Source organism: uncultured Aquabacterium sp. (assembly GCF_913773725.1).
Taxonomy (GTDB): domain Bacteria; phylum Pseudomonadota; class Gammaproteobacteria; order Burkholderiales; family Burkholderiaceae_C; genus Aquabacterium.
Window position 1 is genome coordinate 1 of record NZ_CAJYGK010000059.1, and the last position, 8,460, is coordinate 8,460.

General features: G+C 67.1%; 7 protein-coding genes and 1 pseudogene. All 8 read left to right on the forward strand.

All coding sequences use genetic code 11. The features are described 5' to 3' along the window. Nucleotides 1-327: 327 nt before the first annotated feature. The 8 genes and pseudogenes from QZ709_RS07425 to QZ709_RS07460 all read left to right on the forward strand — a co-directional run bounded on the left by QZ709_RS07425 (nucleotide 328) and on the right by QZ709_RS07460 (nucleotide 8,382). Nucleotides 328-1,122, forward strand: coding sequence for a PFL_4669 family integrating conjugative element protein (locus tag QZ709_RS07425; RefSeq protein ID WP_003090099.1), 795 nt, complete (start codon nucleotides 328-330; stop codon nucleotides 1,120-1,122). Then, nucleotides 1,119-1,646, forward strand: a pseudogene (locus QZ709_RS07430) (DUF3158 family protein). Before QZ709_RS07425 ends, QZ709_RS07430 begins: the two are co-directional and overlap by 4 nt. 73 nt (nucleotides 1,647-1,719) lie before the next feature. Continuing rightward, entirely contained in the window at nucleotides 1,720-2,172 is a 453-nt protein-coding gene (locus QZ709_RS07435) for a single-stranded DNA-binding protein (protein ID WP_003120036.1), read from the forward strand. A 276-nt stretch (nucleotides 2,173-2,448) separates the two neighbouring features. Next, the gene (locus QZ709_RS07440; protein ID WP_033962290.1) at nucleotides 2,449-4,470 is read left to right on the forward strand and encodes a DNA topoisomerase III; all 2,022 of its coding nucleotides are present in this window, start codon (nucleotides 2,449-2,451) and stop codon (nucleotides 4,468-4,470) included. 531 nt (nucleotides 4,471-5,001) lie between these two features. Then, on the forward strand, nucleotides 5,002-6,612 hold the full coding sequence (locus tag QZ709_RS07445) for a DNA cytosine methyltransferase (RefSeq protein ID WP_038204406.1): 1,611 nt from the start codon (nucleotides 5,002-5,004) through the stop codon (nucleotides 6,610-6,612). 243 nt (nucleotides 6,613-6,855) lie between these two features. After that, entirely contained in the window at nucleotides 6,856-7,413 is a 558-nt protein-coding gene (locus tag QZ709_RS07450; protein ID WP_023108433.1) for a hypothetical protein, read from the forward strand. Nucleotides 7,414-7,746: 333 nt separating this feature from the next. Next, complete coding sequence (locus QZ709_RS07455; protein WP_003120032.1) at nucleotides 7,747-7,968, forward strand: hypothetical protein; 222 nt, start codon at nucleotides 7,747-7,749, stop codon at nucleotides 7,966-7,968. 21 nt (nucleotides 7,969-7,989) lie between these two features. Beyond that, nucleotides 7,990-8,382, forward strand: coding sequence for a hypothetical protein (locus QZ709_RS07460; RefSeq protein ID WP_003050375.1), 393 nt, complete (start codon nucleotides 7,990-7,992; stop codon nucleotides 8,380-8,382). Nucleotides 8,383-8,460: the final 78 nt, after the last annotated feature.

The window sequence follows — 8,460 nt, forward strand, 5'->3', positions numbered from 1 at the left end:
GCTGCGCGAAACCTGGGCAAAGCGCCTGGCAAGGCCATGAAGCAAACCTCCATGGCGCTCAGCGGAACGGTCCCCTGGGGACGGCCGTGCTGCGAAGGATGGTGTCGAACGACAGCGCGACGTGCGGTGCAGCACGCAACCCGTCGACGACCGAGGCCCGGAGCGCCAACGTGAATGCCCATCTGCGGAGCGGTCCCCAGGGGACCGTTGCGCGCTGCGCCGCCAGCGCGCACAGAACCGGGGGCCGGCTCATTTCGGTTTGTTGACTGACTGCCTTCCGCCGCATGCGGATGCTGGCGGCTCCCTGTCCACCAGCGAGCGATCACCATGGCAACCAGCAACGAACCATTGCAACTCAACCTCGGCTCCCTGCGCAGCGCAATGTCGCTGACGCTGCACACCCACCACGCCTCGCGCATCTGGCATGGCCGCGCCGCCGCCGAGGGGCGACCGGGCATCGTCGGCCTGAACGGCTACATCGCCGTCATGAACAAAATGAAGCGCGGCTCGGAGCAGGACGACCCGTACAGCGACTGGTGGATGCTGCGCATCGAGGACAAGCTCGACCAGACCAAGACCACGCTGCAGACGCTGCGCGAACAGGTGGACCAGGCCCTGGCCGGCGTGCCCGCCGCGTTGACCCTGGGCGAGAACCTCAACGTGCAGCCCGTCAAGCTGCCGCTGTTCGTCAATGCGCAGTTGGGCTTTGCCGCTGTCTATCTCCTGGCCGACTACGACGACATCGCGCGCAAGCTGATCCTCGCCCACCACACCGCGCTGATCGACCGCAGCACCTTAGAGCGCTGGCTCAACGAGGGCGCGCACGCGCTGCGCAGCCTGTTCTCGCTGGCCCAGCAGTATCGCTATTCGGGCTGCACCCGCGACGATTTCGCGGCGAAGAATGCGGCAGCGCGGGCCGCGCTGGAGAAGTTCGGCGAGTTGCCGCAGGACGTGCTCGAAGGCACGCGCCGCTCGAAGTTTGCGCCACCCATCGTGCGCCGTGGTCTGCAACAGCGCGGTGAGAGTCCTGCCGCAGCCGCTACCAGCGTCGATGGTGATGCGGCCGCTGCTGCCGACCCGTCCGAAAACGCAGCCACTGCCGGCGAGGACGAATCCGCATGAGCGATCTGAACCAGCCGACCCGCTACTTCCGGGGCCTGCAACAGGGAGCCTTCATGCGCCTGGAACACGCGGCCTCTCTAAAAGGCCTTTTAAAGCCTTTTAAAGGTAAAGGGGACTTGGAGGCCTGGGCCGGCCAGTGCTTCGCCATGCGCGACGAGTTGATCGGCTTGGCGCAGCGACAAGTGCTGCAACAGACCAGTGGGCATCCCTTCCACCTGCTGCCCGTGGAACTGGCCCAGCAGACCACTGGCGCGGGAACGACGTTCCTGCGCTGGCGCAGGCACGACCGCTCGGCCATGGGCGTGGCCCTGTGGCAGGAGCTGATGGCGAGCACCAGCACGCCGGTCAACCTGCTGGCCGACCTGCACGCGATCGAGCTGCAGCGCATCACGCTGAACATGCAGATCAGCCTGTTGCACACCCTGGGCAGGCAGGCGTAGGAGTGCGCCAGCAAGGCCGCCGAGGCGGAAGACGCCTACCTGCGCCGGCTCACGTCCTTTCCCGCCGCAATGCGCGATCGGTGATTGCGCCGGGCATCCCAGCACGCGCCCGGCGCCGACCAGGTGCGGGTATTTCAACCACCAAGGAGATTGCAACATGAGCACGCATTTTTCGGGCGAAGGCAACATCGGCTCGCCCCCCGAGTACCGGGAGTTCCCCAACGGCAACGACGAACCGCGGCGCTTGTTGCGGCTGAACGTGTATTTCGACAACCCCGTTCCCACCAAGGGCGGCGACTATGAGGATCGCGGCGGCTTCTGGGCGCCGGTGGAAATCTGGCACCGCGACGCCGCGCACTGGAAGGACCTCTACCAGAAGGGCATGCGCGTGCTGGTCGTCGGCCGCATGGAGCGCGAACCCTGGACCGACAACGAGGATCAGCCACGTGAGACTTGGCAGATCAACGCGCGCAGCGTCGGCATCCTGCCGTTCCGCATCGAGTCCGTCGTCCTGAGCCCCAAATCGCAGGAGACCGCACAGGACGCGCAGCCCAAGCCCCAGGCCGCCCAGGAACCGGCTGCGCCGAAGGAGCCCAAGCGCAGGAAGTGATCCGACGGGGGGGCGGCCGCAGTACGTTGCCGCCCCCCATGTCCTCGCGAGCTATCCCCAGGGGACAGCGCCACCAGCGTCCACCGGCTTCCACGCGCTCCCGAACATCGCGGCTCCCGACTCGCACATCGCCGGCCGCACGCCATCCCCGCCTCAGCCATCCCATCTCGTGAAAGCGGTCGCTGCCGCATGCAGCTTGTTTGCTGCTGCCCCAACAGGCGCTCGGCATCCTCGATCCCAGCAACTCCATGAACAACGGGAAGCGGATGGACGGACATGCGGCTGTTTCTGTGCGAGAAGCCCTCCCAGGGCAAAGACATCGGCCGGATTCTCGGCGCCACGCAGCGCGGTGAAGGCTGCCTCAACGGCTCCGGCGTCACGGTCACCTGGTGCATCGGCCATCTCGTCGAAGCGGCAGCACCCGAGGTCTATGACGCGGCGCTCAAGCGCTGGTCGTTGGAGCAGTTGCCCATCATCCCTCAGCAGTGGCGGGTCGAGGTCAAACCGCAGACCGCCACGCAATTCAAGGTCGTCAAAACGCTTCTGGCGAAGGCGACCCATCTCGTCATTGCCACCGATGCCGACCGCGAGGGTGAACTGATCGCCCGCGAGATCATCGACCTGTGCGGATACCGCGGCCCCATAGCACGCCTGTGGCTGTCGGCGCTCAACGATGCGTCCATCCGCACCGCGCTCGCCAAGCTGCGGCCCTCGGCCGAGACGCTGCCGATGTATTACTCGGCGCTGGCGCGCTCGCGCGCCGACTGGCTCGTCGGCATGAACCTCAGCCGGCTGTTCACCGTGCTCGGGCGGCAGGCCGGCTACGACGGCGTGCTGTCGGTCGGGCGTGTACAGACCCCGACGCTCAAACTCGTGGTGGACCGCGACCGAGAGATCGCGGCCTTCGTGTCCGTGCCGTACTGGGCCATCGACGTGTCCCTGTCCGCAGGCGGTCAGACGTTCACCGCGCAGTGGGTGGCACCCGACGCCAGCACCGACGACGCCGGCCGCTGCCTGCAGCAGCCCGTCGCACAGCAGGCCGCGCAACAGATCCGCGCCGCGGGCAGTGCCCAGGTGGTGTCGGTCGAGACCGAGCGCGTGCGCGAAGGCCCGCCGCTGCTGTTCGACCTGGGCACCTTGCAGGAAGTCTGTTCCAAGCAGCTTGGGCTGGACGTGCAGGAAACCTTGGAGATCGCCCAGGCTCTGTACGAGACGCACAAGGCCACGACGTACCCGCGCTCGGATTCGGGCTACCTGCCCGAAAGCATGTTCGCCGAGGTGCCCACGGTCCTGGACAGCCTGCTCAAGACCGATCCCACGCTGGCCCCGATCATGGGCCAGCTCGACCGCGCCCAGCGCTCGCGCGCCTGGAACGACAGCAAGGTGACGGCGCACCACGGCATCATCCCGACGCTCGAACCCGCGAACCTCTCCGCCATGAGCGAGAAGGAGCAGGCGGTGTACCGGCTGATCCGGGCGCATTACCTGGCCCAGTTCCTCCCGCACCACGAGTTCGACCGCACCGTGGCGGACCTCTCCTGCGGCCAGCAGAAGCTGGTGGCCACGGGCAAGCAGGTCGTCGTCAAGGGCTGGCTCCTGGTGCTGGCCGAGCCAGAACGTGAAGGCAGCGCCGACGAGGACGGCGATGCCCCGCGCAGCCAGGTGCTGCCCGCATTGCGCGACGGGATGGCATGTCAGGTCGCCGGGGCCGACATCAAGGCCCTCAAGACGATGCCGCCCAAGCCCTATACCCAGGGCGAACTGGTCAAGGCGATGAAGGGCGTTGCGCGTTTCGTGACCGACCCGCGCCTGAAGCAGAAGCTCAAGGACACGACGGGCATCGGCACCGAGGCGACCCGGGCCAACATCATCAGCGGGCTGATCGCCCGCGGCTACATCGTGAAGAAGGGACGCTCCATCCGCGCATCGGATGCGGCGCTCACGCTGATAGACGCCGTGCCCGCGGCGATTGCCGACCCCGGCACCACCGCCGTCTGGGAACAGGCGCTGGACATGATCGAGGCCGGACAACTCACCCTGGATGTGTTCATCGGCAAGCAGGCTGCATGGATTTCGCAGTTGATCGCGCAGTACGGCAGCACGTCCCTGTCCATCAAGGTGCCCCAAGGACCGGCTTGTCCGCAGTGTGGCGCGCCCACGCGCCAACGCACCGGCAAGAGCGGCCCGTTCTGGTCGTGCAGTCGCTATCCCGACTGCAAAGGCACGCTGCCGGTCGAAACCGGCACGTCCAAGCGTGGTGCCTCGCGCCCACGCAAGAGCGGCCGCAAAGGCTCCTGACCGACCCCCGTTCCCCGTGAGCCGTGCCCGCCATCGGCGGCGTGGCCCGTGTTCCGCATGCCCTGCGGGACGCCCAGCGCGCAACGCCTTCTTGTCCGTGTGCGCGTCCCGTTCAGCCGCCCCCGGCCGCGGGACCTGAAGGTAGCTTCTCCGCGAACCGCACCCCGCGCGTTCTCCCCGTCCGCATCTCTTCCGCACGCTGCGAAGGGTCCCCCGATGGCTTGCCTGTGCGAGCCACCCGGAGACCCTTCGTGGTCAGCGGTATTCGGTGCCGGTGCCCGCCGGCGCAAAAACGGGCTCCCTTTGTGCGCGGATGTGCGCCAGACGATGCCGGCCCCAGCCACGACATGGGCCGGGTGTGATTGCTGGATGAGCAGACGGTTCTAGCGACGACCGGGCCTGCCAATCAGCCCACGGGTGGTTCTTCTTTCCTCCCGAGCCGAAGGCCCCTGGGGCCTTCGGCGCCTTTCTCCTGCCTTTCAACGCCCCGGCCAGGGCGATGGCCCTGCGCCATACGAACAGGAGACCGACATGCACCCGAAACTTTGCGCACCGCCACGCAACACGCCGCTGCTCTACGGCAGCGTCTGCAGCGGCATCGAGGCCGTGAGCCTCGCTTGGCAACCGCTCGGCCTCGAAGCCGCGTGGTTCGCCGAGATCGAGCCGTTCCCGAGCGCCGTGCTCGCCCACCGTAACCCCCTCGTGCCCAACCTGGGCGACATGACCACGATCGCCCGCCAGGTCCGCGCCGGCACCGTGCCCGCGCCAGACCTCCTGGTCGGCGGCACGCCGTGCCAGTCGTTCAGCGTGGCCGGCGCCCGCCGTGGCCTGGCTGACCCGCGCGGCGCCCTGACCCTTGCCTATGTGGAGCTTGCAAATGCCATCGACCAAACCCGCCGCCAAGACCGCCGCCCGCCGGCAACGCTCGTCTGGGAAAACGTCCCCGGCGTCCTCAGCGACTGCAGCAACGCCTTCGGACACTTCCTGGGCGCACTGGCCGGCGAAAGCCGTGCGCTCGAACCGCCAGGGCAAAAATGGGCGCACGCAGGTTGTGTGTCTGGACCCCGGCGCCGCATCGCCTGGCGCTTGCTCGATGCTCAATATTTCGGCGTCGCCCAACGGCGCCGTCGCGTGTTTCTTGTGGCAAGTGGTGGAGGTGGCGTCGATCCCGCCGAGGTACTTTTTGAGCGCCCAGGCCTGCGCGGGGATTCTTCGCCGGGCTTCGCGCCGTGGCAAGACGCTGCCGGCGCTGCTGGATCGGGCGCTGCGGCAGCAGGCTGGTACTCGGGATATGCAGGACTGAAGCAGCCCTACGGCAAGGCCACGGTGACGTTCGGATTCGGCGGGGGCAACACCGCAGGACCCATCGACGTCGCGGCCTGCCTGACCGCGGCGCCCGGCCCGAAGAACGACTTCGAGGTCGAGACCTTCGTGGCGCAGTCCATCGCGGGCAGCATCAGCCACACGCTCAGCACCGCCAACGGCGGCAAGGGCTGCAGCGAGGACGGCACCGGCAAGGGTGTGCCGATCATTGCCTTCACCGCACAGGGCTGCGGGGCGGATGCGACGACGAACCATGCACCGACGCTGCGTGCCGGCAGACATCGCCTCAGCCACGCGAACGCCGGCGTGGTGCCGGCCATCGCGTTCGCGCAGAACTCGCGCGGCGAGCTGCGGCTGGAATCCGGCCACGGCCAGCTTGCCGGGACGCTCTCCACGGGTGGCGGCAAGCCGGGCCAAGGCCGGCCGATGGTGATCGGCGTGGCGCTGCGCGGTCGCACCGAAGGCCTGGCCGCTGAACTGGGCGATGGCGTCTCGACCGCGCTGCGCACCAGCAGCGGCGGTGCCGACAAGCCCCATGTGCTGGCACCGGACTTCGAGGCACATTTCCGCTACGACTGGAATAACCCCGGTCCGGGCGACTGGTCGCAGTGGCGGGTGCGTCGGCTGATGCCGGTCGAATGCGAGCGGCTTCAAGGCATGCCCGACGACTACACGCTGGTGCCGTACCGCGGCAGGCCCTCCGCCGACGCGCCGCGCTACAAGGCGATCGGCAACTCCATGGCCGTGCCGTGCGTCGCGTGGCTGGGCCAGCGGCTGGTGCAGTGCCTGCACAAGACGGGATCGAGCGCTTCGGATTGATGCACGACGCGGCCGGCGGGCCGCGTGATCCTCCCTCCTGCATTGCCGACGCATCGGCAACAGCCAGCAGCCAGGGTGTCAAGGCTGCCGTGGGTTCCTCCCACGCCACCCGCCAGTTCGCCCCGGCATCTCTCCGGCGAACGCTGCCCACCGGGCATCGATGCCACCTTCCTCCAACCCACGGGATGTATGCCGCGTCCCGTCAGGGGCGTGTCGTCAACCCGGTCGATATCAGGACTTTCCATGGACACCATCACCCGACAAGACCGCATCACGCTCAAGAACCTCAAGGTCGCGGATTTCGCGAGCGAGGAAACGCTGTGCTTCACCGCCACCGTCATGTTCGACGGCAGGCCCATCGCCGAAGCCCGCAATGACGGACACGGCGGCTCGACGTTCGTGCGCGCGTTGCAAGGCCAGGCCGCGCTGCTGGCCCAAGCCGAGGAATTTGCCAAGAGCCTGCCGCCGGCATCGCTCGACGTCGAGCGCGAGGACGACGAGCCACTTCTCATCGACATGACGCTCGACTTCCTCGTGGACCAGTTGGCCGATGCCATGCACGCAGAGCGCAAGCTGCGCACCGCGTTCAACCGCGACATCGGCAACAAGGTGCTGTTCATCAAGGACGGCCGGCTGCTGTTCCTCAAGGGCATCAAGCTCAAGGCCATTGCCGAACGCGCGGCATATTTCGCAAAGCTGCGCAGCCGACAGGACCAGCCCATCGTCATCCTGGCCGAGCTGCCAGCGGACGAGGCATTCGCCATCTGGAAGCAGCATGTCCTGGGCGACAAGCCCCGCTGATCCAGCCTCACCGCACCGTCATGACCGCCCCGCACTCGTTGCGGGGCTTTTCTTTGTCCCTGCGCACATCAATCGGGGCTGGACCAGATGCCGATTTCCAACTGACGTGGCGCGGCACCCTCACGAAGCTGTCCGCATGTTCGCTGATTCGTCAGCACATGCCAGCAGCCAGGGTTTCAGGCTGCCGCGGGGTTCTCTCCGCGCAACCCACCAGTCCGCATCGCATCCATTGCGCGGACGCGCGTCCCCAAGACGCTGATGCTTTTTTTCAACCGCGTGCGGGAGCTGCCATCCCGTGAGGGACAGGGCCCCGCTTTTCCAAGGAGCCCATCCATGTCCCAGCAAGCCTCTTTCGGCCGATTCGGTCAATTGGCCTTGACCTACTGCGGCAAGTTCCTGCCGCTCGAAGTCCTGCACAGCGCCGCCGGCCACTACATCGGCACGCGCGATACCGAAGGTCCCGTCTCGCGGGAATCTCGTGAGTACTTCCGCAGCCATGCCGCGGCTCAACGTGCCCTCGAAAGAGGCGGCTGGTCCCAGCTCGCCATTCCCTGATCCAACTGGAGGAATCACGTCATGAACCAGCTACTGCCACAGGAAGTCGTCGATCAGATCGTTCGGGAAGAACGGCATTTCAGCGCCGCGCCCCAAGCCTTTTTCGAGGCATGGAAGCGTGGTGTCGAGATCGCCGGCCCGCAATGGTTTGGCGATGGCACCCGTGAAGGTCTGAACCAGGCCAAGAGCAAGTGGGATCTGCGTCCCGACATGCTGCGCCTCAACGACGCCCTCGGCGTCCTGAGCAGCGGGGAACGCATGTTCCTGTCCGCGATGGTCAGCTTCTACAACGCGCGCGAGGGCGGTGCCATGCTCAAGCGCTGCCACTTCAACGGGTTGTCGGACTTCGACGGCCTCGATCTGCCACGTCGCCAGGTGATCGCCGACCTGCTGCTGAACTACAGCGGTTGGTGAGCCGGTCCCTGGCACACCTTCATCACTGCGTTCACGGGACCCCATGAGGGACATGCGCCTCGTTCGAGGCCATGTCCC